Raw genomic sequence first — 23,267 nt, forward strand, 5'->3', positions numbered from 1 at the left:
ATGCACGGACCGGTTCAATCCGGAGGGGTTATCGTCGCCACCATGGACATCCCAGCAGCGGTCCAGCGCGCGCTCACCGCGATCGACGAACAGGACAACGACGCGTTCGTGGCAGCCTTCGCCCCGGACGGCTACGTCAACGACTGGGGCCGGGAGTTCCGCGGACCCGACCAGATCCGCTCCTGGAGCCAGAACGAACTCATCGGCAAACAAGCCACCTTCACCGACACCCAGGTCACCGTCGCCGGCAACCCGCTGACGATCCTCACCCAGGTCGGTGGGAAGGGCTTCAACGGGCCGTCCCACTTCACCTTCGCCATCGCCGGCGACCAGCTCGCGTCGATGACGATCACGGCCTAGACGGGTTCGGGCTCCCGGATCCGCTGGGAGATGACCGACGAGACACCGTCGCCGCGCATGGTCACGCCGTACAGCGCGTCGGCGACCTCCATCGTGCGCTTCTGGTGGGTGATGACCAGCAGCTGGCTGTTCTCGCGGAGCTCTTCGTAGATCTCCAGGAGGCGGCCGAGGTTCGTGTCGTCGAGGGCGGCCTCGACCTCGTCGAGGATGTAGAACGGCGACGGACGGGCCTTGAACAGCGCGACCAGGAACGCGACCGCGACCAGTGAGCGCTCGCCGCCGGACAGCAGCGACAGCCGCTTGACCTTCTTGCCCGGCGGGCGGGCCTCGACGTCGATGCCGGTGCCGAGCATGTCGTCGGGGTCGGTCAGGACCAGGCGGCCCTCACCGCCCGGGAACAGCCGGCTGAACACGTGCTCGAACGCGACCTCGACGTCGCGGTACGCCTCGGTGAAGACCTGCTCGACCCGCTCGTCGACCTCCTTGACGATGTCCATCAGGTCGCGGCGGGACTTCTTCAGGTCGTCGAGCTGCTCGGACAGGAAGCGGTGCCGCTCCTCCATCGCGTCGAACTCCTCGAGCGCGAGCGGGTTGATCTTGCCGAGCTGGTTGAGCGCCCGCTCGGCCTGCTTCAGCCGCTTCTCCACCTTGGTCCGGTTGAACGGTTCGCCCTCGAGCTCCAGCGTGCCGTCGTCACCGTCCTTGGGTAGCGGCGGCACCAGCTGGTCCGGTCCGTACTCCGTGACGAGCGCCTCGACCTCGATCCCGAGCTCGCCCAGCGCCTTCTCGTACAGCTGCTCGAGCCGCATCTTCTGCTCGGCCCGTGCCAGCGCGTCCCGGTGGACGGTGTTCGTCAGCTGCTCCAGCTCGGAGCTCAGGTTCCGGGTCGCGGACCGGGCCTGCGAGAGCGCCTGCTCCCGGTCGGCCCGCTGCGCCTGGATCGCCGACCGCTCGGCCGCCGCCTGCTGCAGCGAGGACTCCAGCCGGGCCAGCACATGACCAGCGGCCAGGTGTACCGCTTGCGCCGCGTCCGCCTGCCGCGCCCGCCGCGCCGCCCGGGCGATCGCCCGCGCCCGCGCCTCGCGCTCCTGGCGGGCAGCACGCTCCAGCGAGTCGGCCCGGCCGGACAGCGCCCGGGCCCGCTCCTCGGTGGTCCGCAGCGCCAGCCGCGCCTCCATCTCGGCCGCACGCCCCGACTTGGCGGCCTCGGCCAGCCGGTCGCGCTCCGACGTGTCCGGCTCGTCACCGTCGTCGTCGAACGCCTCGGCGTCCAGCAGCCGCTCTTCGAGCTCGGCCAGGCCGGACAGGTTCTTGTCGCGCTCCTCCTCGGCCGCAGCGATCGCCTCGCCCATCCGCTGCGCCTCACCACGGGACGCCTTCGCCAGCGACCCGAAGTGCGCCAACTGTTCCGCCACTGCGGCCATCGCCGCGTCGGACTCGTGCAGCCGGGCCAGCGTGATCTCGACGGACTCCTTCTGCCGGGCCCGCTCGTCCTCCAGCCCCTGCAGCTCGAACCGCAGCCGTTCGCTCCGCGCCGTCGCCTCGAGCAGCTTCTCCGAGGCCTCGTCGACCGCGGACTGCACCTCGATCAGGCTCGGCGCTGCGTCCGACCCGCCGTACGCGAAATGCGCACCCAGTACGTCGCCCGCACGCGTCGTACACGTGACATCGGGCAGATTCCGCACCAGGGACTGCGCCGCCGGTACGTCGTCCACCACGGCGACCTTGCGCAGCAGCCGCCGCAGCGCGGGCCGCAGCGTCTCCGGGCTCTCCACGACATCGACGGCGTACGACGCTCCGTACGGGAGCACCGGCCACATCGAGTAGTCGTCGGCGGGCGCGTCGCCGAGCAGCATCCCGGCGCGGCCGAGGTCGTGCTGCTTCAGGTGGCCGACCGCCTGCAGGGCGGCGTCAGCGTGCGTCACCGCGACCGCGTCGGCGGCCTCGCCGAGCGCAGCTGCGATGGCGGTCTCGTACCCGGCGCGCACGCTCAGCAGCGCGGCGACGGATCCCATCAGGCCGTTGACCTGCTCGGAGGCGGCCAGCAGGGCGCCGGCGCCGTCCTTACGGTTCAGACCGAGCTCCAGCGCTTCCTTGCGCGCGGCCAGACCGGTGCGCTCGCGCTCGGCGTCACGCTCCTCGGCGCGCAGCTTCGCCAGCCGCTCGTCCATCTCGTCGAGCACCGCCTGGGCGGCCTCGAACTGGTCGTCGAGCCCCTTCTCTCCGGCGTCCAGCCCGGCGACCTGGGTCTCCAGCGCGGTGAAGTCGTGCTGCGCCTTGGCGGCGCGGACCTCGGCCTCGTGCATGTTGCTCGCGAGCCGGCCGATCTCGGACTCGGCGGCGGCCGCACGGCTCTGCAGCGCGTTCACCTGACCGGTCAGCCGGGCCAGGCCCTCGCGGCGGTCGGCGGCGGCCCGGATCAGCGCGGAGATCCGGCGCTCCTCCTCGGCCTCCTGGGACTCCAACTGCTGGCGGCGCTCGACGGACTCGGCGAGCAGCTCGGAGTGCGCCTCGACCTCGGCCTCGATCTGCGCCTCGGTCTCGCGGACCCTGGCCGCCTCCAGCTCGAGCTCCTCCGGGTCCCGCCCCGACCGCGGCCCGTCGTCGGCCTCGTCGTTGAGCGAGCGGATCCGGTCGGCGGCGATCCGCGCCGTACCTTTGATCTTCTCGCCGAAGCCGGACAGCTGGTACCAGGTGTCCTGGGCGGCCTGCAGCGCGGGCGCGTCCTCGCGGAGCGCGTCCTCGAGCTCGGCCTCCAGCTCCCGGGCCTCCCGCAGCTTGGCCTCGGTCTCGGACCGGCGCTCGGTCAGCGCGGCCTCGTCCCGCAGCTCGGCCTCGAGTGCGGACTGGGCCTGGACGATGTCGTCGGCGAGCAGCCGCGCGCGGCCGTCCCGGACCTCCGCCTGGATCGTCACCGCCCGGCGCGCCACCTCCGCCTGGCGCCCGAGCGGCTTCAACTGGCGGCGGATCTCGGCGATCAGGTCCCCGAGCCGGTGCAGGTTGCCCTCGGTGGCCTCGAGCTTCCGGATCGCCTTTTCCTTGCGCTTGCGGTGCTTCAGGACCCCGGCGGCCTCCTCGACGAACCCGCGCCGGCCCTCGGGCGTGGCGCGCAGGATCGAGTCGAGCTGGCCCTGGCCGACGATGACGTGCATCTCGCGGCCGATACCGGAGTCGCTGAGCAATTCCTGGACGTCGAGCAGCCGGCAGTTCTGGCCGTTGATCTGGTAGTCGGACCCGCCGTTGCGGAACATCGTCCGGCTGATCGTCACCTCGGCGTACTCGATCGGCAGCGCGCCGTCGGTGTTGTCGATGGTGAGCACCACCTCGGCGCGGCCCAGCGGGGCACGGCCGGAGGTGCCGGCGAAGATGACGTCCTCCATCTTGCCGCCGCGCAGCGACTTCGCGCCCTGCTCACCCATCACCCAGGCCAGAGCGTCGACGACGTTCGACTTGCCGGAGCCGTTGGGTCCGACGATGCAGGTGATGCCTGGTTCGAAGTTCATCGTCGTCGCGGACGCGAACGACTTGAATCCCCGGAGCGTCATGCTCTTCAGGTACAAGGCGAAGCTCTCCAACCCGTGAAAGGACAGACGATACCTAAGGAACCGTCGTAACTGCTCGTGCCGCTACCCGGGGGAAGTAGTTCCGCTGCGCAGTCTACAAACAGATGCGCGTGAACTTGTGGAGGCCGACCGGTGAAGAAGGGGCCGACTGTCAGGGCAACAGAATATGAACATGCAGTACTTGTCGAAAACGCAGTCGGCGGAGGCCCGGACGGGGGCCACCGCCGTGGTTGTGCGGACGGTCGAGATGCAATTCTCTCTTGTCGCGGCTAGGGTCCTCAGACCGAAGCGGGGGCGCGCAGAGCCTCGTCGACGGTCAGCAGGCGACCCTCGTGAATCTGTGCGACGAGGTGGTCGTTCTCTGCCTGCAGACGCATCACGTGCGCCTCCAGGTCGGCGACACGCCGGTTGAGCAGACGAACCTGCTCGAGCATGCGCGGGTCAGTGCCTCCAAGATGCCCTAGAAGAGCCTTGGCCATTGTGCTGTCCTCCGGAAGGGTTCTGGCCGGGTGCGCTCCAGGTCCTGGTCATGAAGGAGCGCTGAAAATGTGTGCCGTCTTTCAGGGTGACACCGGCGGGGGCGACGGGTCAACCTGGGCCACGTTTATTAACGATACCTCGCTCACCAGCGAACGTGGCGCGGAACCGGCTGACATTTCGGGCACCGGTACGACGAACGGTTCATGAACGGCTCGCGACGGATCGGCCGGCCGTCCCGCGGGCACGGCGATCCCTCCTGTCCGTAGACGTTCAGGCCGCGCTCGAAGTACCCGGATTCCCCGTTCACGTTGACGTACAGGGCGTCAAAGCTGGTGCCACCAACGGTCAGCGCCTCGGCCATCACCTCGTGGGCGGCGTGCAGGATCCCCTTTATTTGCACGGGTTTCAGGGTTTCCGTCGCACGGGCGTAGTGTAATTTGGCCCGCCACAACGATTCGTCGGCGTAGATGTTGCCGATCCCGCTGACCACGGTCTGGTCCAGCAACGCCCGCTTCAACCCGGTCCTGCGGCGCCGGATCTTCGCCGTCACCGTCTCCGGATCGAACAGAGGATCGAACGGATCCCGGCCGATGTGGGCGATCTCGGCGGGCAGCTCGGCACCGCCCTCGGAGTACGACAGACCACCGAACATCCGCTGGTCCACAAAACGGACCTCTCCGAGGTCGTCCGCAAAGCGGAACCGGACCCGGAGATGCGGCTCGTCGGGAGCGCCGACCGGCTGGACCCGGAACTGGCCGCTCATCCCGAGGTGGGTGAGTACGGCGTCCCCGGACTCCAGCGGGAGCCACAGGTACTTCCCGCGGCGGGCCGGCTCGGCGAAGACCTGGCCCTTGAGCCGGGCGACGAAATCGTCCGGCCCGGCGGCATGACGCCGTACCGGGCGGGGATGCAGGACCTCGACCGCGTCGATGGTGCGGCCGGTGGTGAACTCCGCCAGCCCCCGGCGGACGACCTCTACCTCAGGAAGCTCGGGCACCTAGGGCACCTAGGGCTGCTGCGAGGGGTCCGTGCTGTCGGGATGCGCCGCGCGCAGGGCCTTCCAGGCGGTCTCGGCGGCCTGCTGCTCGGCTTCCTTCTTGCTCCGGCCGATGCCGTGACCGTACGTGTCGGTGCCGATCCGGACCCGGGCCTCGAACGTCTTCGCGTGGTCCGGGCCGGACTCCGCGATCACGTACTCCGGGACGCCGACGCTGAGCTGGGCGACCAGCTCCTGCAGCGACGTCTTCCAGTCCAGGCCGGCGCCGAGCCGCGCCGACGACTCCATCAGGTCGTCGAACAGCCGGTGCACCACCAGGCCCGCGGTCTCGAACCCGCGGTCCAGGTAGACGGCGCCGATCAGCGCCTCGACGCAGTCGGCCAGGATCGACGACTTGTCCCGGCCGCCGGTGGCTTCCTCCCCACGGCCGAGCCGCAGGTACTTGCCGAGCTTGAGCTCGCGGGCGACACCCGCGAGCGCACGCATGTTGACCACCGCGGCCCGTAGCTTGGCCAGCCGGCCCTCGGACAGGTCCGGGTGGTTCCGGAACAGCGACTCCGTGACGATGACGCCGAGCACGGAGTCCCCGAGGAACTCCAGCCGCTCGTTCGTCGGCAACCCGCCGTTCTCGTACGCGTACGAGCGGTGGGTGAAGGCGTGCTCCAGCAATTCGTCAGCCAGCGATACGCCGAGCCGCTGGTTCAGCTCGGCGTAGAGCCCCGTTTCGTTGGCAGAGTTCACTGGGTTGGTGCCGTTTAGCTCTCGACGACCTGGCGACGCTCGCCCTTGGCGCCGTACTGGCCGCAGTTGGGGCAAACGGTGTGCTGCAGGTGCTTCGCGCGGCAGGCGGGGTTCACGCAGGTCACCAGCGACGGGGCAGTGGTCTTCCACTGGGCCCGGCGGCTACGGGTGTTGCTGCGCGACATCTTCCGCTTCGGAACGGCCACGGTTATGACTCCTCGGTTCGGCCGGGGGCTGGTGGACCCGGCCGGCTAGCTGACGTTGGTGTTCAGTTGTGCTGCGGTGGTTCGTCGGTCTGGAGCAGACCGCCGAGGGCGGCCCAGCGCGGGTCGACACCGTCCTCGTGCTGATGGCCGGGCTCGTCCGCCAGGCGTGCCCCGCAGTCGGGGCACAGACCCGGACAGTCGTCCGTACACAGCGGCTGGAACGGTAGTGCGAGCACCACCTGGTCCCTCAGCACCGGCTCGAGGTCGATCAGATCGCCCTCCATCCGGCTGGCCTCGTCCGGCTCGGCTTCGCTCTCCGGGTAGACGTACAGCTCCTGGACGTCAGCGAGGAACTCGTCCTCGATATCGACCAGGCACCGCGCGCACTCCCCGACCAGACGGCCACGGGCCGTACCGGTGACGAGCACCCCTTCGACCACCGATTCCAGCCGTAGATCGAACTGGATCGGATCGCCTTCGGGGACGCCGATCACGTCGATTCCGAGATCTGCCGGCGCCGGCGCCGTGAAAGTGACTTCGCGTTGGGACCCGGCGCGGCGTGTCAGCTCGTGCGTATCGATCACGAGTGGGGACCGCGGGTCCAAGACGCTCAGAGCGAACCTTTCAGGCGTGGGCAGGCAAGAACTCGGTCTCGTCGAGACCGGTGCTCTACATTACCAACTCCGCGGCGCTGCGCCCAATTCGGGGTCGGCTAGAGCTTGTCCAGTAACCGGGAGTGAACGGCCTGTGTCACGAACGTGCTCACGTCGCCGCCGAGCCGGGCGATCTCCTTGACCCAGCTGGAGGAGATGAAACTGTTCTCCGGCGCGGTCGGGAAGAAAAGGGTGTCGACCCCGGTCATCCGCCGGTTCAGCTGGGCCATCTGCAGCTCGTAATCGTAGTCGGCGGCCGAGCGCAGGCCCTTCACGATCACGCCGGCGCCCTCGGCCCGGCAGTAGTCGACCAGCAGCCCGTCGAAGGTGCCAATCCGCACGTTCGGGAACGGCGCGATCAGCTCGGTGAGCATCTCGATCCGCTCCTGCGGTCCGAACAGCCGGTTCTTCGACTGGTTCACCCCGGTCGCGACTATCAGCTCGTCGAAGGCGGCAGCCGCCCGGGTGACGATGTCGAGGTGCCCGACGGTGGGCGGGTCGAAGGTCCCGGGAAAGACCGCCTTAGCCATGCCGGTGACCGTACCAAAGCCGCGCCTCGCCGTACTTGCGGTCCCGCAGCGCGGCGAACCCTTCCGGCCACTCCCACGGCTCCCGCTTCCCCCGCTCGACGACCACCACCGCGTCATCGGCCAGCCATCCGCGCTGCGCCAGGTCGGTCAGTACGTCCTGCAGCTCGGTGGTCTCCAGCTTGTACGGCGGGTCCGCGAACACCAGGTCGAACTCGGCCGGAACCTCACCCGCACTGATCTTCTCGACCGGGCGTGTCACGAGCTTTGCCCCAGGCAGCCCGACGACCTTGATATTGGCCGCGATCACGTCGGCGGCCCGCCGGTCCGACTCGACCAGCATCACGTTCGTCGCACCACGGGACAGCGCTTCGAGCCCGATCGCGCCCGATCCGGCGTACAGGTCGAGCACGGCCAGCCCGACGAAGCTGCCGAACTCCGACTCCAGCGACGAGAACAGCGCCTCTCGCACCCGGTCCGCCGTCGGCCTCGTCCCACTCCCCGCCGGTACGGCGATCCGCCGCCCGCCGGCCGCTCCCCCGACGATCCGCGTCACGTCTTCTCCAGGTACTCGGTGGTCTCGGACTCCAGCGCGCTGCGGACGACGGACCTAAGCACCGGGTACTCGGCCAGCTCCGCGTCCACCGAGACGATCGAGTTCGCCACATGGCGGGCGGCGAGGATGATGTCCTCGTCGCGCAGCACGCTGAGCAGCTTCAGGCTGGTCCGGCGGCCTGACTGGGCGACGCCGAGGACGTCACCCTCGCGCCGGGTCTCCAGGTCGATCCGGGACAGCTCGAAGCCGTCGGTCGTGGACGCGACAGCGTCCAGTCGCCCGTACGACTTGGACCCCGGCCACAGATCCGTGACCAGCAGACACAGCCCGGGCACCTTGCCGCGCCCGACCCGGCCGCGGAGCTGGTGCAGCTGCGAGATGCCGAACCGGTCGGCGTCCATGATCACCATCGTCGAGGCGTTCGGTACGTCGACACCGACCTCGATCACCGTGGTCGCGATCAGTACGTCGATGTCGCCGGCCGCGAACCGCGACATCACCGCGTCCTTCTCCTCGGCCGGCAGCCGCCCGTGCAGGATCTCGACGCGCAGGTCGTACAGGATCTCGCCCAGCGCCTCGGCGACCTGCATGACCGAGATCGGCGGCCGCGCCTGCTTCTTCCCGCCTTCATCGGTCTCGAGGAGCTCGCCTTCCTCGTCGCCGGCGTTCTTGACGTCGTCCCCGATCCGCGGGCAGACGACGTACACCTGGTGCCCCTTGCCGACCTCCTCGCGGACCCGGGTCCAGGCTCGTTGCAGCCACTCGGGCTTCTCCTTGGCGGGGACGACCGACGACTGGATCGGCGACCGCCCGGCCGGAAGCTGTGTGAGCGTGGAGACCGCGAGGTCGCCGAACACGGTCATCGCCACCGTCCGCGGGATCGGCGTCGCGGTCATCACCAGCACGTGCGGGGTGTTGTCGCCGGACTTCGCGCTCAACGCGGCCCGCTGCTCGACGCCGAACCGGTGCTGCTCGTCGACCACGACCAGCCCGAGATCCGCGAACTGCACCTTGTCCTCGAGCAACGCATGCGTCCCGACCACGATCCCGGCGGCACCGCTGGCCGCATCGAGCATCGCCGTACGGCGTCCTGCCGCGTTCAGCGAACCGGTCAGCAGACCGATCTTGGTCGCGTGCTCCGCGCCGCCGAGCATCCCCTGCTCCGCGAGATCGCCGAGCATCTTCGTCAGCGTCTTGTGGTGCTGGACGGCCAGCACCTCGGTCGGGGCGAGCAGCGCCGCCTGACCGCCGTTGTCGACCACGGACAGCATCGCCCGCAGCGCGACCACGGTCTTGCCGGAGCCGACCTCGCCCTGCAGCAACCGGTGCATCGGGTGCGGACGAGCCAGATCGGCGAAGATCTCCTCCCCCACCTCGGCCTGTCCCTCGGTCAGCTCGAACGGCAGCCGCTGGTCGAACTCGTCGAGCAGACCACCCTCGACGCGCGGCCGCGGTACGGCGTTCAGCGCATCCGTCACCGCCCGCCGCTGGGCAAGAATCGTTTGCATCACCAACGCTTCCTCGAACCGGAACCGCTGCTGGGCGTCGCTGATGTCCTTCTCGGTATCGGGAAGATGCACCTTCTGCAAGGCTTCCCGCAGACCGAGCAGCTTCTCCTTGCGGAGGATCAGCTCGGGGATCGGGTCGTCGAGCCGCTCGTCCAGGCTGTCCAGAACGATCTTGATCGACCGCTCGATCGTTGCGGTCGGCAACTTCGCGGTCGCCGGGTAGAGCGGGCGGAACGGCCTGGCCCGGCGTTCGATCTCGGCCTCGGTCAGGTCTTCCTCGTCGAGGATCTCGGTGCCGGGGCTCTTCAGCTGCATGGTCTCGCGGAACATCGTCACCTCGCCCCAGAACAGGGCGGCGGTGCCTGGCGTCAGTTTGGTGGCCAGCCACGGCTGGTTGAAGAACGCCAGCTCGAGATCGCGGCGGCCGTCCGTGACGACGACCTTGGTGAGCGTCTTCCGCCGGGTCCAGCGCTGGACGTCGGCGAGCGGGATCTCGGCCTTGGTGTCGAGGGACCGCACGGTGACCTTCTTGACCCGGCCGTTGACGGTGGCCTGGTCGCCGACCTCGAGCTCGTCGAACGGGGTCAGCTCGCCCTTCTTCAGGTACCGCCGCGGGTAGTGCCGCAGCAGCTCGCCGACGGTCTCGATCTCGAGCACGTCGGCGAAGGTCTTGGCCGTCTTCGCGCCGAGGAAGTCGCGAAGCTTGCGGTCGATGTCGGTCTTCATTCCACCCCGATCAGCAGCGGGTACCTGTCCTGCCCTCCGTCGTACACCACGACGTCGACATCTTTGCGTTGCCGGCGGACGTGCCGTTCGACCGCCTCGGCCAGGGCCGGGTCCGCGTCCCGGCCGGTGACGATCGTCAGCAGCTCGCCTCCGCCGCCGAGCAGCCGGTCGACGACACCGACCGCGGCCGTCTCCAGGTCGTCCGTGATCAGCGCGAAGTCTCCGTCGACCACGCCGAGCGCGTCGCCGATCCGGCAGCGCCCGGCCATCGTCCAGGCGTCCTTGATCGCGATGGTCACCGCGCCGTGCCGGGTCTGCCCGGCGGCCGCGGACAGGTGTACGACGTCGTCGTCGAAGCTGCGCTCGGGGTCGTGGACGGCGATCGCGGCCAGGCCCTGGACCTGCGCGCGGGTCGGGATCACCGCGACCCGGATGCCGTCCTGGCGGGCGGCGGTGGCGGCGGCCTCGGCGACCGCGATCGAGTCCTGGTCGTTGGGCAGGATCACGATCTCGGGCGCCTGGGACTGCTCGATCGCCTGCAGCAGTTCACCGGTCGAGCAGCGCCGACCGGGTCCGCCGCGGATCACCCGGGCGCCGGCTTCGGCGTACAGGTCGGCGAGCCCGTCCCCGGCGACGACCGCGATCACCGCGCGACCTGGAGCGGGTTCGTGATGATGGGCCTGGTCGGCGAAGTGCGTGACGCGGATGCGGTGTGGGCGGCCGATGTCGATGCCGTGTTCGATCGCGGCGCCGACGTCGTCGGTGTGTACGTGGACGTTCCAGAGTCCGTCGCCGCCGACCACGACGACCGAGTCGCCGAGCGCGGCCAGGCTCTGCCGGAAGTCGCTGACCTTGTCGTCGGTCGCGTCCAGCAGATACATCACCTCGTACGCCGGGCCGTCCTGGCTCTCGGCGCTCTCGCCCTGCGGCTCGACCCTGGCCGGTACGTCGACCCGCACGTGACGGCCGGTCAGTACGGACTCCATCGCGCCGAGGATCACCACGAGGCCGGCTCCCCCGGCGTCGACCACGCCCGCGCGCCGCAGTACGTCGAGCTGTTCGGTGGTCTTGGTGAGGGCCTGCCGGGCGGACGCGACGGCGGCCAGGCAGACGTCGGCGAGGGTCTTGCCGTCGTTCGCGGCGGTCATCGCGCCGGTGGCAGCCGCGCGGGCGACGGTCAGCATGGTGCCTTCGACGGGCTGGGCGACCGCGCCGTACGCGGCGTCGGCGGCGTACTTGAGCGCGTCCGCGAAGGCGGCCGGCTCGCTCATCCGGGGGTCCGCGAGTACGCCGTTCCCGCGGTTGCGGGGCAGGTTCTCGTCGAGGCGGAGGCCGCAGGCGCGGATCAGCTGGGAGGTGATGACGCCGGAGTTGCCGCGGGCGCCGAGCAGAGCGCCGCGGCCGAAGGCCTGGATTGCCTCGGTGAAGGTCAGTTCGCCCTTGGGCAGCGCGTCGCAGGCGGCTTCCCAGGTCAGGTAGAGGTTGGTGCCGGTGTCGCCGTCCGGCACCGGGTACACGTTCAGTTCGTCGATCTCGGTCCGGGCGCGGGCGAGCTCCGCCAGCGCGGTCCGGGCCCAGGCTCGCAACACCTCGACGGTCAATTCCTCCACGCCCGGAAGGTTAGTACGGGTCCGTTTACCATGTGCTGTGCCTCGCTCCGTTCTGTTCTCGTTCGCGTCCGACAGTTACCGGTACGCGGTCCGGGAGATCCGCGAGGCGTTCCCGGGTGAGCACCGGTTCGAGCGGCTCGGGGCCGAGGTGGCGCGGCTGGCGGATACCGCAGTACCGGTCGAGGAGTTCGCGGCGGCGTGTGACGAAGGCCGCATCATGTTCGTCCGGCACCTGACCCGGGAGGTCGCGGGCTATCCGGTGGACGACCTGCCGACCGAGTCCGAGCTCGCGACGACGCTGCTCGAGGAGATCTCGGCGAAGTCGGTCGCGGTGCAGACCTGGGTCGACGGCACCGGCAGCTCGTACCACCACCTGATCGTGGACGCGTTGGCGAGCCGCGGGGTGACGAGCACGCGGTCCGGGCAGGACGTGGTCGTGTCGGGAGTGGTCGCCGGGAAGCAGTTGTTGGTCGGCGTGAACCGACTGGCGGACAGCTTGTCGGACTGGCCGGGTGGGCGGATGCGGCTGGCTCGTGGTGACGAGCGGGTGTCGCGGTCGGAGTTCAAGCTGGAGGAGGCGATCGCGACCTTCGGGCTGGAGCTGCCGGCCGGCGGGAAGGCGGTCGACCTGGGTGCTTCGCCGGGTGGCTGGACGCGGATCCTGCGGCAGCACGGGCAGGAGGTGTGGTCGGTGGACCCGGGTTCGCTGGATCCGCGGCTGCGCGGCGACCGGCGGATTCATCATGAGGCGACGACCGCGGGCCGCTTCTTCGCGGCGAACCGGATCCGCTTCGACGTGGTGGTCAACGACATGCGGATGGACCAACTGATGAGTGCCCGGATGATGCTGGACGCGGCGGCTCAGCTACGCCGCGGCGGTCTGGCGATCGTGACGTTGAAGGGCGGCGGCAAGAACCCGCTCGACGGCGCGCGGCGCGGGATCGACGTCCTGCGCGAGCGGTACGACGTACTGCATGCGCGGCAGCTGCATCACAACCGGAACGAGATCACGGTGGTGGCGCGCAAACACGACTAGGCGCCCGGGAGGTTTCCCGGGCGCCTGTCGAAAGGCCCTACACGGAGTTAAAGCTGGGGATCAGCCGACGACGCGCTGGACCTTGCCGGCCTTGATGCAGGACGTGCAGACCTTCAGCTTGGTCGGGGTTCCCTTGATGATCGCCCGGACCGGCTGGATGTTGGGGTTGAAACGGCGGGGCGTACGAGCCTTGACCCGCCGGATCATCGCGCCCTTACCCAGACGGGCAACGCTGTTGCCGAACGTCGGCTGCTTGCCGCAGACATCGCACTTCTTAGACATGATTCTCCGTGTTCAGGGTCGTGACACCGACAGACCATGTTACATGGGTGTCAGCGAGCCACCAATTCGGCTCAGACTCGGCTTTCAGGACGTGAGGTAGGCCACTTCGTCCTCGGTCAGCGACACCGAAAGTCCCGGTGTCGAGGTGCGGGTTTCGCTGATGTGACGCGGCCCGATCAGCGGAAATACAGGATACGGCTGGTGGAGCAGCCACGCCAAAGCGATCGCGGTCGGCTCGACGCCCTTGGCCTTCGCGAGCTCCCGCGCGCGGTCCAGCCGGCGGAAGTTCTCGTCGGAGTAGAAGCAGCGCACGAGCTCGGAGTCCGAGGTGTCTTCCGGCTTGGCGCGTCCGGTGAAGAACCCGCGGGCCTGGCTCGACCACGGGAACAGCGCGACCTGCCGCTCTCGCAGCCAGGCCTGCGATTCGTCGTCCGACACATGCCGGCAGCCGGCCCACGGTACGTCGTACGCGCGGGCGAGGCTGAGGTGGTTGCTGAGCAGCGTGAACGGCTGCTTGCTGTTCGCCTCGGCGTACGCGTTGGCCGCGTCGAAGCGTTCCAGCGACCAGTTGGAGCCGCCGAACGCCTTGATCCGGCCGGCCTTGAAGTGCTCGTTGAGGACGTCGACGAACTCCGAGACCGGGATCTCTTCGTTGTCGCGGTGCATCAGGTAGAGGTCTACGTGGTCGGTCTGCAGCCGTTCGAGGCTCTCGTTCAGCTGCCGCGTGATCGACTCGGGGTCGCAGTACGGCGTGTGCGCGCCCTTGCCGATGACAACGACCTCGTCGCGGTTGCCGCGGGACTTCATCCACTGCCCGAGCAGCCGCTCACCCCGTCCGCCGCCGTAGATGTAGGCCGTGTCGAACGTCGTACCGCCGCGTTCGACGAAGTCGTCGAAGATCACCGCGGCGTGCGGGAGCGTCTGCTGGTTGTCGACGCCCATGACGAGCCGGGACACATCCTTGTCCAGGCCGGCCACCTTCCCGTACGTCATCGGGGCGTCGTCGCGCCGGGCGAGCGGACGTCCGGTCGCGGTCGGGATCGTCGCGTCGTCCCGCTCGCTCGCGTACTGCTGCCCGATCGCGGCCCGCCACTGGTCCTGGACGGTGAGGTTGCCGAGCGTGTCGGCCCAGCTCATCTCCGGCGCCTCCTGCGCGCCGGCCTGGATCGCCGCCTGCACCGCTTCGGCCTCGGCCGCGTAGATGAGGGCGGGCTCCGCGGAGATGTCCCGCGGCTCCTCCCCCACCTTGTGCAGGGTGACGTGGTTCGGCTTGCCGTCGCCGCCGAACCACGGGTCCTCGACGACGAGGTACCCCTCGCTGCCGTAGATCCGGACCTGGTTCTGGTCGCTGAGCCGTACGCCGGTGCTGACCTGCGCGGTGACGCCGCCGTCGAAGAACAGCGTCGCGACCGTCCATTCGTCGACGCCGGTCTCACCGACGTGTCCGACCGCGCTGACGGCGGCCGGGTCGGCGAACGGCTGCCCGGCCGCGACACCCGCGATCAGCCGCGAGTACGAGACCGGGTAGCCGCCGACGTCGAGGATGCCGCCGCCGGCCAGTTCGTCGGCGAAGATCCGGGACTCCGGCCGGAAGCCCGCGGCGAACGCGAACGTGGCCTGGATCTGGTGGACCTTGCCGATCTCGCCGTCGCGGACGAGCTGGGCGACCAGTTTGGTCTGCGGCAGGCACCGGTACATGAACGCCTCCATCAGGAAGACGTTGTTGCGTACCGCGGCCTCGATCATCGCCTCGGACCAGGCCCGGTTGATCGCGAGCGGTTTCTCGCACAGCACGTGCTTGCCGGCTTCGGCGGTCTTGATCGCCCACTCGACGTGCATCGGGTGCGGGGTGGCGATGTAGACGGCGTCGACGGTGTCGTCGGCGAGCAGGTCGTCGTACGAGCCGTGCCGGTGCGCGATGTCCCACTTGTCGGCGAAGGCGTTGGCCGAGTCGAGGGACCGGCTGCCGACGGCGACGACCTCGTTGGTCTTCGACGTCGGCACCTGGCTGGCGAACCGGGAAGCGATGTTGCCGGTGCCGAGGATGCCCCAGCGGAGCGTTTGGTCAGTCAAAAGGAGTCCCGTTGTGATTGTTGGTTTCAGGTCAGAACTTCATGGCGCCTGCGGCCAGATCGGCGATGAAGGAACGCGCGCCGATCAGGAAGACGCCGATCAGGGGGATGACGCTCATCAGGGCACCGGCCATCACCATCGAGTAGTCGGTGCCGTAGATGCCGTTGAGCTGGTCGAGGGCGACCTGCAGGGTGAGGCGGTTCGGGTCGGTCATCACGATCAGCGGCCAGAGGTAGTCGTTCCAGACGTTGATGAACGTGAAGATGCCGAGGAAGGCGAGCCCGGGCCGCAGTACCGGCAGGCCGACGGTGAGGTACTGCCGGAAGAAGCCGGCGCCGTCGACCTTGGCGGCCGAGATGAGTTCGTCGGGGATCGCGCCGCGGGCGTACTGGCGCATCCAGAAGATCCCGAACGCGTTCGCGGCGCCGGGGATGATGAGTGCTTTCAGCGAGCCGATCCAGCCGAACTCGGCGAGCGTGACGAACTGCGGTACCAGCGACAGCTGGGTCGGGATCATGAAGGTCGCGAGCAGGATCGCGAACAGGACGTTCCGGCCGGGGAAGTCGTACTTCGCGAACGCGAACGCGGCGAGCGAGTCGAAGAACAGCACCAGCACGGTGACTCCGAGCGACGCGATCAGGGTGAGCAGCATCGAGCCGAAGAAGTCGATGTTGTCGAGCACCTTGCCCATGTTCTCGAACAGGTGGGATCCGATCCACAGCCGGGGCGGATAGGTGAAGATGTCCGGCGTCGTGTTGGACGCCATCACCACCATCCAGTAGAACGGGAAGAGCGAGACCAGGACGCCGAGCATGAGCACGACGTGGCCGACGGCGGTGCGTAGGCGCTCAATGGACATCTGCGGCCTCCCTCTTGGCATTCTGGGCTGCGATCTTGCGTTCCACCCGCCGAGCGGCGCGTCGGGTCAGGCGTTCGTCGTCGCTGCCGCCGATCAACCGCCAGTTGATGATGCTGAACAGCACGATCAGGATGAACAGCGCCCAGCCGACGGCGGCGCCGTACCCGAACTGGTTGTTGATGAACGCGGACTGGTACAGGTACGAGACGATCGTCAGGCCGGCGTCGCCCGGTCCGCCGATGTTGTTGGTGTCGCCGAACAGCACGCGGGACTCGGTGAAGATCTGCAGTCCGCCGATGGTCGAGGTGACCGCGGTGAACAGGATCACCGGTCGCATCATCGGGACGGTGATCCGCCAGAACGTCTGCCGTGGACTCGCGCCGTCCACCTTGGCGGCTTCGTAGACGTCTGCCGAGATCGCCTGCAGTCCGGCGAGGTAGATGATCGCGTTGTAGCCGACCCATCGCCAGGTGACGATGGTTGCGATCGCGATCTTGATGCCCCACGGCGAGGTGAGCCATTCGACCTGGCCGACGCCGATGGATTGCAGGAACGCGTTCAGCAGGCCGAAGTTGTTGCTGAAGATCGAGCCGAACACGAGGGTGATCGCGACCACCGACGTGACGTTCGGGATGAAGTAGGCGATCCGGTAGAAGGTGCGGAGCCGGGTCGCGTTGTGCAGCGCGTTGGCGATGACCAGCGCGAGCAGCAGCATCGGCACGGTGGACAGCACCCAGATGATCAGCGTGTTGCCGATCGTCTTCCAGAACGTGGCGTCGGTGAGCAGGTAGTGGTACTGCTCCAGCCCGACCCACTTCATCTGCCCGATGCCGTCCCAGGAGTGGAACGAGATCCAGATCGAGAACAGCACCGGGAACGCGCCGAAGATCGCGAACAAGATGAAGAACGGCGCGACCGCGGCGTACTGCGGCATCGCCTGCCTGTACTTGTTCGGCGGTTTGTCGGCTGTCGCGGCGGCCGCGGTCACTGCGGCCGGGGCAGCTTTGCTGGTGACTGCCATGTCAGATCGCCCCCGCTCGGGTCAGTTCGCGCTGCACCTGGCGCTGGGCGTCGGCCCAGGCCTGGTCGGGGTCCTTGCCGGCCGCCTCGATGTTGACGAGCTCGGAGCTGATGGGCGTGTCGATGATCGTGTCGTACGGCGAGAAGTACGCACCCGGGTACTTCTTCGCGGAGTCCGCGAACACGTCGACGATCTGCTGCCCGCCGAAGAACGGGTCGGGCGCGGTCAGCGTCTTGTCCGCGTACGTCGCGGGCGTGGACGGGAACAGCACCGGGTCGAGGAACGCCTGGGCCTGGTTCTTCGACGACTCGAGCCAGCTGATGAACGCGAACGCCGCCTCGGGGTTCTTGCAGTACTTCGTGATTGCCAGGAAGGACCCGCCCTTGTTGCCGGCGCCACCAGGAGCCGCCGTCACCCGCCAGAGTCCTTTGGTCTTCGGGGCCGCGTTCTTCGGCCCGAGCTGCGCCCACCAGACCGCAGCGTTGTACGCGACGAGCTTGCCGTTGGTGACGACGGCGTTCTTGTCGGTCGAGTTCTGTGCGTTGGCCGACAGCCCTTCCTTCACCACCCGGACGGAGAGGTCGAAGGCCTCCCGGACGTGGTCCTGGTCGCCGATGTAGTGGCCGTCCTCGGACATGTAGCGCTTCGACTGCTGTGCCATCCGGTAGCCGTAGATGCCGGTGATGTTGTCGGTGATCGCCGAGCCGGGTACGGACTGCTTGAGCTTCTTGCCGAGCTGGATGTAGGTGTCCCAGTCGGGCGCGAGCTGCGCGACCGCGGCGGGATCGATGTCGATCCCGGCCTTCTGGAAGATGTCGGTCCGGTAGAACAGCGCGGTCGGCCCGGTGTCCATCGGGTAGGCCATCATCTTGTCGTCCGGCGTGATCCCGAGCTTCCACTTCCAGGGCAGGAAGTCCTTCTCGAGGTCCTTGGCGCCGAGCTCGTTGAGATCGTGGAACTGGTCGGCGTTCGGGAAGTACGTCGCGACGTCGTCGTTGATCGCGACGATGTCCGGGACGAGGGACTTGCCGGCCAGGGCGGTCAGCACCTTGGTCTTGTAGTTGCTGCCGATCCGGGTCATCGCCAGCTTGATGCCGTCGTACCCCGGGACCGCCTTCTCCGCCTGACCGATCAGACCGTCGTTGACGGAGCCGACCCAGGTCCACATGCTGAGCTCGTTCGATCCGCCCAGTGAGCTGCGGGAGCCGCAGCCGGTGAGTCCCGCGGCGGCTGCGGCTGCGGAGCCGCCGACCGCGAGGAAGTGCCTTCTGCTCAACGTCATAGCCTCACCTGGCGCTTTCTGTTGGATTTCGCCGGAAGGTGTCCAGATATGTTTACGTAGCCATTAGGTAAGCGCATACCGACTGAACCGGTCAAGGTGCCGGTGACAAGATTGGCCTCATGATGATGCGTGCCGTCACCGCCGTCCTCTTCGATGCCGATGGCGTCGTCCAGCGCCCGACCTCCGATTGGTGGGGGCGACTGTCGTCGCTCGTTCCTGCGGACGGGGAGGCGTTCGTGGCCGACCTGATGGCGGCGGAGAAGCCGTGCCTGGTCGGCAAGGTCGACTTCCGGGACGCGCTGGCCGACGTACTGAGGCGGTGGAACTCGACGGCGTCCGTGGACGAGGCGCTGGAGCCGTGGAGCTGGTTCGCGGCTGAGCCTGGGGTTGTGTCGTTGATCTCATCCTTGCGTGCTGCTGGGGTGGGGTGCCATCTGGCGACCAACCAGCAGGCGTACCGGCGGGCTCTCATGCAGGACGAGCGGGGGTACGGCGCTTGGTTCGACCAGACGTTCTACTCGTGCGACCTGGGGCTGGCGAAGCCGGATCCGGCGTACTTCCGGGCGATTCTCGGGGCGCTGGACCTGCCTGCTTCGTCGGTACTGTTCGTGGACGACAACGTCGCCAATGTTGAGGCTGCTTCGGGGGTTGGGCTGCGGGCGGAGCTGTACGACCTGTCGGCCGGGGTGCCGGCGTTGGCGGAGCTGCTTCGCCGTTATGAACTGCCGGTTCCGGCCTGAGGTCTTGTGATGGAGTGACGGCTGTGGCATCGTCGCGGTCCAGTTGACAACGAAGGACATCCACCAGCCGCTCCCTGGAGGCCTCCCATGTCCGATCGCTTCGCGCTCTCCCGTCGACGACTGCTCGGCCTGACTGCGGGAGTGGGGCTCGGTGCCGCTGTCTCGCCGTCACTCGCCTTCGGATCTTCGCCGTCCTCCGCGTACCCCAAGGGGCAGCGGCCTCGGTTCCTGAACGTGTTGACCGAGGACTCCCTCTCCCCCGCCGAGCGCACACTCGCGACAACCCTCCAGGGCCTGATGGCCCGCCGCGGCGGCGAGTCCCTCTACCTCAACCTGCCGACCTTGGGCTACCAGCACTGGCTCGACGGCCTGGTCTCGCAGTACGGCGTCCGCGTCCGGACCGAAGACCTGTGGAAAACCGTCGGGCGGTCCGGCGTACGCGGATATGTTCTCTTCCGTACGGGCACTCCGTCGGTCAACGTCGCGACCACGCTCGCCGGCGTGACGGGTGCTGTAGCCATCGAGGAAAGCTTGGAGGCACTCGCGATCCAGCACGGATTGCGCAAAGTCCTGGACGTGCGGGACAAGGACGACCGCTGGGTGTTCGAGACGTACTGGCCCCGCCTACGACACGACGTCGTGGTCGAGCAGCGCGCCGACTTCCCGGAGCGGCTCCGGGACTACGTCACGATGGCTGGGACGCTCGCCTTCTTCGACGGCAACTCGGACTTCCGCGCCCAGGTAGTCAGCGCCCTGACCGACGACGGCACAGTCATCGGCTGGGGCGACGCCTCGAACGGCGAGGACGCATTCATCGGGGTCAACTCGAGCACGGGCGTAAAAACCCTGCCCGCCGACCACGCACGCAACCTGTCAGTGCTGTCAGGCATCCGAGAGGACCACCTGACCCAACGAGGCCGCGCGTTCGACCCCGCCCTACGCCCAGCGCCGTCCACCGCTCGACCGACGAACGGACCACAGAGCGGAGGGGGTGGGGGGAGGGCCCTCGAACCAGCACCGGACCCCAACGCCCACTACGTCAGCTTCCTCATCACCGACGGCGACAACATCCAATGGGCGCTCGGCGACTTCCCGACCGACCCGCGCTGGTTCGGCAGCCCTCGCCGCGGTGAAGTCGACCTCGGCTGGGGCATCTCCCCCTCCCTGATCGACCTGGCCCCGTCCGTCATGCGCTGGTTCTACGAGCAATCCGAGACAGACCGCTGGGTCGTCGGCCCATCCGGCGCCGGCTACATGTACCCAAGCCGCTACCCCACCGCCGCCCTCGAGAGGCACACCGCATCACTGGCCAAGGCGATGGGCCGAGCCGACCTCTCCGTTGCCCAGATCATCGACTTCAACGCCTTCGAGAACACCCGCCTCTGGTCGTCATACCTCAAGCGCCGCGAGATCGACGGCCTGATCTACCTCGAGTACTCCCGGTACGACGGCCTCAAGGGCAAGGTCGTCTGGTCGGAAGGCAAGCCGGTGATCTCAGCCCGCACCATGCTGTGGGACGGCCTCGACGGCGCCGACGAGGCATCCGTCACCGCCGAACTCAACGCCGCCACCCGCAACCCCCACTCCACCGCCGGCTACTCGATCGTCGTCTGGCACGCCTGGAGCAAGTCCGTCGACAACGTACTGTCCGTCGTCAGCAACCTCGCCCCACACGTCAAAGTCATCCCGCCCGACACCCTGGTCCGCATGGTCGGCAAGTACGCCAAGCCCTAGCCGCCAACATATCGTTGCCCACAGCAACGAGAGCGATGTTATCCACAGATTGAAATCTTTGGATAACCAGAATCCCTTGAAATAAAGGGCTTTCGAGTTTGAGAACTGTCGGTGGCCGTGTCTAGAGTCATCGGCATGGAACTCTTGGGCGAGCGACCGGCCTGGTCGATGAGCAGCGCAGAAGTGCTGTCGACTCTCGACCAAGTCGATGCTGCCCTCGCCCGCGTCGAAACGTACCGTCTCCAACTCATCGCCCGGATCGACGTTCTCGAACACGCACAGGAGCTCGGCGCCCACAGCACCGCCCAACTGCTCGAGTTCCGCTACCGCCTGGACCGCTCCCGCGCCCTCCGCGACGTACGCCTCGCCCGCTCCCTAGCCAAGTACGACGCCGTCTCCGCCGCCCTCCCCGATCCCCACTCAGACCCCACGGACGCTGATGCCCACGAAGCAACCGAGGTCGTACTGCGTCCCGCGCAAGCGGAGGCAATCGTCTCAGCGCTCGACCAGGTCCCGTCAAAGGTTCCCGCCGAAGACGTCGCCGTCGCCGAGCGCGAACTCATCGGCCTGGCCCGCCACCTGTCCCCCTTCGAGCTACGCAGAGCCGGCCAGCGCATCCGAGACGTCCTCGACACCGATGGCCCCGAACCCGAAGAACACAAGGCCTACGCCCGCGAAACGCTCACCCTGACCCAAGCTGACCGAGGCGTGAAGTTCCGCGGTTACCTGGCCAACGAGAACGCCGAACTCTTCCGCTCCCTCATCCACGCCGGCGCCCGCCCCCACAAGACCCTCGACGGCGACCCAGACCCCCGCTCCCGCGAAAAGCGCCAAGCCGACGCCCTAACCACCACCCTCACCATCGCCGCCACAGCCCTAGAAGCAGGCACCCCAACCCCACGCACCCCTCGCCCCACCGGACCGGACGCCGGGAGCACCCCGAGCTCTGCGAGCAGCACGCGCAGCACAAACAGCACAACCGACGCGAGCGACGCGAGCGACGCGGAGAACTCGGCCCGCGGAGCCGAAGCTAGCCGCGGAATCGGTGACGGTGAAGCGATCGCCACGATCGGCAGCACCAGCGGCGGCAGCGGCGGCAGCGGCGGCACCAGCACCAGCACCAGCACCAGCAATGCTTGCGGCGCGAGTCCTGCCAACCGCACCGGCCTCGCGAGCGGTACGTCGGGCGAAGGTGCGGACGGGCGTGTGGCCGGCCCGGAAGGAGCGACGGGCGCTGGCGTCAGTCGGGGGCCGGATGGAGCCGCCGACGTGCCAGGTTTCGGAGCGAAGGCGAACATCACAATCACCATCGACCTGCAGGACCTCAAGTCAGCGGCAGCGGATGCGATCGGCGACACCGTGTACGGCGACGGCTTGTCAGCGGCCGCGATCCGGCGTCTCGCCTGTGACGCGAAGGTCATCCCCCTCGTCCTAGGAACGAACTCCGAACCACTGGACGTCGGCCGCTCCGAACGCCTCGTAACCCGCGCAATGCGTCGCGCCCTCAACACCCGCGACCGCGGCTGCGTAGTATGCGGCGCCCCGCCCATCCAGTGCGACGCCCACCACCTCATCTCCTGGATCGACGGCGGCGAGACCAAGATCTCCAACCTCGTACTGCTCTGCCGCCGCCACCACATCGACCTCCACGCAGGCGACTGGACCATCACGATCCTCGACGGCAAAGTCCACGTCGCCCGCCCCACCTGGGCCGACCCTCCACCTCACCCCACAACGATCCCCAAGCCTCCGCATGCCCAGACGCCGTCGCGGGCCGCGCGCCACTCATCAACGCCCAATCACAATCCGTCGACCAACGCCCCACCCCACCACGACGGAGCTGATCAACGCCCGACCCATGTCGCGTCCACCGACGTCGGCGGCACGACCATGCAGGTCCCACGGGATCACCCGCGCCGACGGCAGGTGACAACCGCGCCCACACCCACGGGGCAGTCATCGTGCGACGTCGCACCAACGCGCCATGCACCGCACCAAGCATCAACCCACCGGCCGTCGAACGACCGTCAGCCGAGGGACCGCGAACCAGATCGCGGGGCAAACGACCGCGACGTTGACGGCTGGGAGGAGGGTGACCGTGGCTCGACCGAGCAGTCTGTGGCGAGGGCTGCGGTTACTTCGGTGGTTCGGCGCTCTGCGCTGGGGCGTCAGTTGCTTCGGCGATTGCGGGCACGCGAGGGCAGTGCTGACGACGGCAGTGCGGGCAAGAGCGGTGCGGGCAAGAGCGGTGCGGGCAAGAGCGGTGCGGGCAAGAGCGGTGCGGGCAAGAGCGGTGCGGGCAAGAGCGGTGCG

The 23,267-nt window shown here is 68.3% G+C and carries 20 protein-coding genes; 5 read left to right on the forward strand and 15 right to left on the reverse strand.

The features are described 5' to 3' along the window. Positions 1–42: 42 nt before the first annotated feature. The gene (locus ACFWUU_RS34970; protein WP_380182219.1) at positions 43–360 is read left to right on the forward strand and encodes a nuclear transport factor 2 family protein; all 318 of its coding nucleotides are present in this window, start codon (positions 43–45) and stop codon (positions 358–360) included. Here the strand turns inward: ACFWUU_RS34970 and smc are convergent. From smc to ACFWUU_RS35020, 10 genes are all read right to left on the reverse strand, one after another. Continuing rightward, complete coding sequence (gene smc, locus ACFWUU_RS34975) at positions 357–3,920, reverse strand: chromosome segregation protein SMC (protein WP_380182894.1); 3,564 nt, start codon at positions 3,918–3,920, stop codon at positions 357–359. The two genes, ACFWUU_RS34970 and smc, sit on opposite strands and share 4 nt — an antisense overlap. A gap of 281 nt (positions 3,921–4,201) precedes the next feature. Next, the gene (locus ACFWUU_RS34980; RefSeq protein ID WP_233715190.1) at positions 4,202–4,357 is read right to left on the reverse strand and encodes a hypothetical protein; all 156 of its coding nucleotides are present in this window, start codon (positions 4,355–4,357) and stop codon (positions 4,202–4,204) included. A 188-nt stretch (positions 4,358–4,545) separates the two neighbouring features. Continuing rightward, complete coding sequence (gene mutM / locus ACFWUU_RS34985; RefSeq protein ID WP_380182221.1) at positions 4,546–5,400, reverse strand: bifunctional DNA-formamidopyrimidine glycosylase/DNA-(apurinic or apyrimidinic site) lyase; 855 nt, start codon at positions 5,398–5,400, stop codon at positions 4,546–4,548. A 9-nt stretch (positions 5,401–5,409) separates the two neighbouring features. Continuing rightward, a complete protein-coding gene (rnc, locus tag ACFWUU_RS34990) occupies positions 5,410–6,141 on the reverse strand; it encodes a ribonuclease III (protein ID WP_137259249.1) in 732 nt (243 codons plus the stop codon). 14 nt (positions 6,142–6,155) lie between these two features. Then, complete coding sequence (rpmF, locus tag ACFWUU_RS34995) at positions 6,156–6,347, reverse strand: 50S ribosomal protein L32 (RefSeq protein WP_130387616.1); 192 nt, start codon at positions 6,345–6,347, stop codon at positions 6,156–6,158. Positions 6,348–6,409: 62 nt separating this feature from the next. Continuing rightward, on the reverse strand, positions 6,410–6,931 hold the full coding sequence (locus ACFWUU_RS35000; RefSeq protein ID WP_233715191.1) for a DUF177 domain-containing protein: 522 nt from the start codon (positions 6,929–6,931) through the stop codon (positions 6,410–6,412). A 128-nt stretch (positions 6,932–7,059) separates the two neighbouring features. Next, positions 7,060–7,530 (reverse strand): pantetheine-phosphate adenylyltransferase, encoded by a 471-nt coding sequence (coaD, locus tag ACFWUU_RS35005; protein ID WP_380182223.1) that lies wholly within the window; start codon positions 7,528–7,530, stop codon positions 7,060–7,062. Next, the gene (gene rsmD / locus ACFWUU_RS35010) at positions 7,523–8,083 is read right to left on the reverse strand and encodes a 16S rRNA (guanine(966)-N(2))-methyltransferase RsmD (RefSeq protein ID WP_380182225.1); all 561 of its coding nucleotides are present in this window, start codon (positions 8,081–8,083) and stop codon (positions 7,523–7,525) included. The genes coaD and rsmD overlap by 8 nt, the downstream gene beginning before the upstream one ends. Beyond that, a complete protein-coding gene (recG, locus tag ACFWUU_RS35015) occupies positions 8,080–10,317 on the reverse strand; it encodes an ATP-dependent DNA helicase RecG (protein WP_380182227.1) in 2,238 nt (745 codons plus the stop codon). The genes rsmD and recG overlap by 4 nt, the downstream gene beginning before the upstream one ends. Continuing rightward, positions 10,314–11,927 (reverse strand): DAK2 domain-containing protein, encoded by a 1,614-nt coding sequence (locus ACFWUU_RS35020; RefSeq protein ID WP_380182229.1) that lies wholly within the window; start codon positions 11,925–11,927, stop codon positions 10,314–10,316. The genes recG and ACFWUU_RS35020 overlap by 4 nt, the downstream gene beginning before the upstream one ends. Positions 11,928–11,964: 37 nt before the next feature. On the opposite strand from ACFWUU_RS35020, the gene ACFWUU_RS35025 reads away from it, so the two are divergent. Continuing rightward, a complete protein-coding gene (locus ACFWUU_RS35025) occupies positions 11,965–12,963 on the forward strand; it encodes an SAM-dependent methyltransferase (RefSeq protein WP_380182231.1) in 999 nt (332 codons plus the stop codon). Between the two features lie 60 nt (positions 12,964–13,023). Here the strand turns inward: ACFWUU_RS35025 and rpmB are convergent, their stop codons facing one another. From rpmB to ACFWUU_RS35050, 5 genes are all read right to left on the reverse strand, one after another. Further along, positions 13,024–13,245: a 50S ribosomal protein L28 gene (rpmB, locus tag ACFWUU_RS35030; protein ID WP_134124328.1), complete on the reverse strand. Its 222-nt coding sequence runs from the start codon at positions 13,243–13,245 to the stop codon at positions 13,024–13,026. Positions 13,246–13,329: 84 nt separating this feature from the next. Continuing rightward, complete coding sequence (locus ACFWUU_RS35035) at positions 13,330–15,318, reverse strand: aldo/keto reductase (RefSeq protein WP_380182233.1); 1,989 nt, start codon at positions 15,316–15,318, stop codon at positions 13,330–13,332. Between the two features lie 31 nt (positions 15,319–15,349). Beyond that, positions 15,350–16,177 (reverse strand): carbohydrate ABC transporter permease, encoded by an 828-nt coding sequence (locus ACFWUU_RS35040; RefSeq protein ID WP_137259257.1) that lies wholly within the window; start codon positions 16,175–16,177, stop codon positions 15,350–15,352. Next, positions 16,167–17,198, reverse strand: coding sequence for a carbohydrate ABC transporter permease (locus ACFWUU_RS35045; protein WP_380182235.1), 1,032 nt, complete (start codon positions 17,196–17,198; stop codon positions 16,167–16,169). Before ACFWUU_RS35045 ends, ACFWUU_RS35040 begins: the two co-directional genes overlap by 11 nt. Before the next feature lies 1 nt (position 17,199). Further along, positions 17,200–18,480 carry an ABC transporter substrate-binding protein gene (locus tag ACFWUU_RS35050; RefSeq protein ID WP_380182237.1) on the reverse strand — a complete coding sequence of 427 codons (1,281 nt, stop codon included), beginning with the start codon at positions 18,478–18,480 and terminating at the stop codon, positions 17,200–17,202. Positions 18,481–18,599: 119 nt separating this feature from the next. Here ACFWUU_RS35050 and ACFWUU_RS35055 point away from each other — a divergent pair, with 119 nt between their 5' ends. The 3 genes from ACFWUU_RS35055 to ACFWUU_RS35065 form a co-directional block, all read left to right on the forward strand. Next, positions 18,600–19,220: an HAD family hydrolase gene (locus ACFWUU_RS35055; protein WP_380182238.1), complete on the forward strand. Its 621-nt coding sequence runs from the start codon at positions 18,600–18,602 to the stop codon at positions 19,218–19,220. An 87-nt stretch (positions 19,221–19,307) separates the two neighbouring features. After that, positions 19,308–20,954: a GxGYxYP domain-containing protein gene (locus tag ACFWUU_RS35060; protein ID WP_380182239.1), complete on the forward strand. Its 1,647-nt coding sequence runs from the start codon at positions 19,308–19,310 to the stop codon at positions 20,952–20,954. Between the two features lie 135 nt (positions 20,955–21,089). Beyond that, the coding region (locus ACFWUU_RS35065; RefSeq protein ID WP_380182240.1) for a DUF222 domain-containing protein at positions 21,090–23,267 on the forward strand (2,178 nt) is incomplete at its 3' end.

It is taken from the genome of Kribbella sp. NPDC058693 (genome assembly GCF_042715335.1).
In the GTDB taxonomy this organism is placed as follows: domain Bacteria; phylum Actinomycetota; class Actinomycetes; order Propionibacteriales; family Kribbellaceae; genus Kribbella; species Kribbella jiaozuonensis.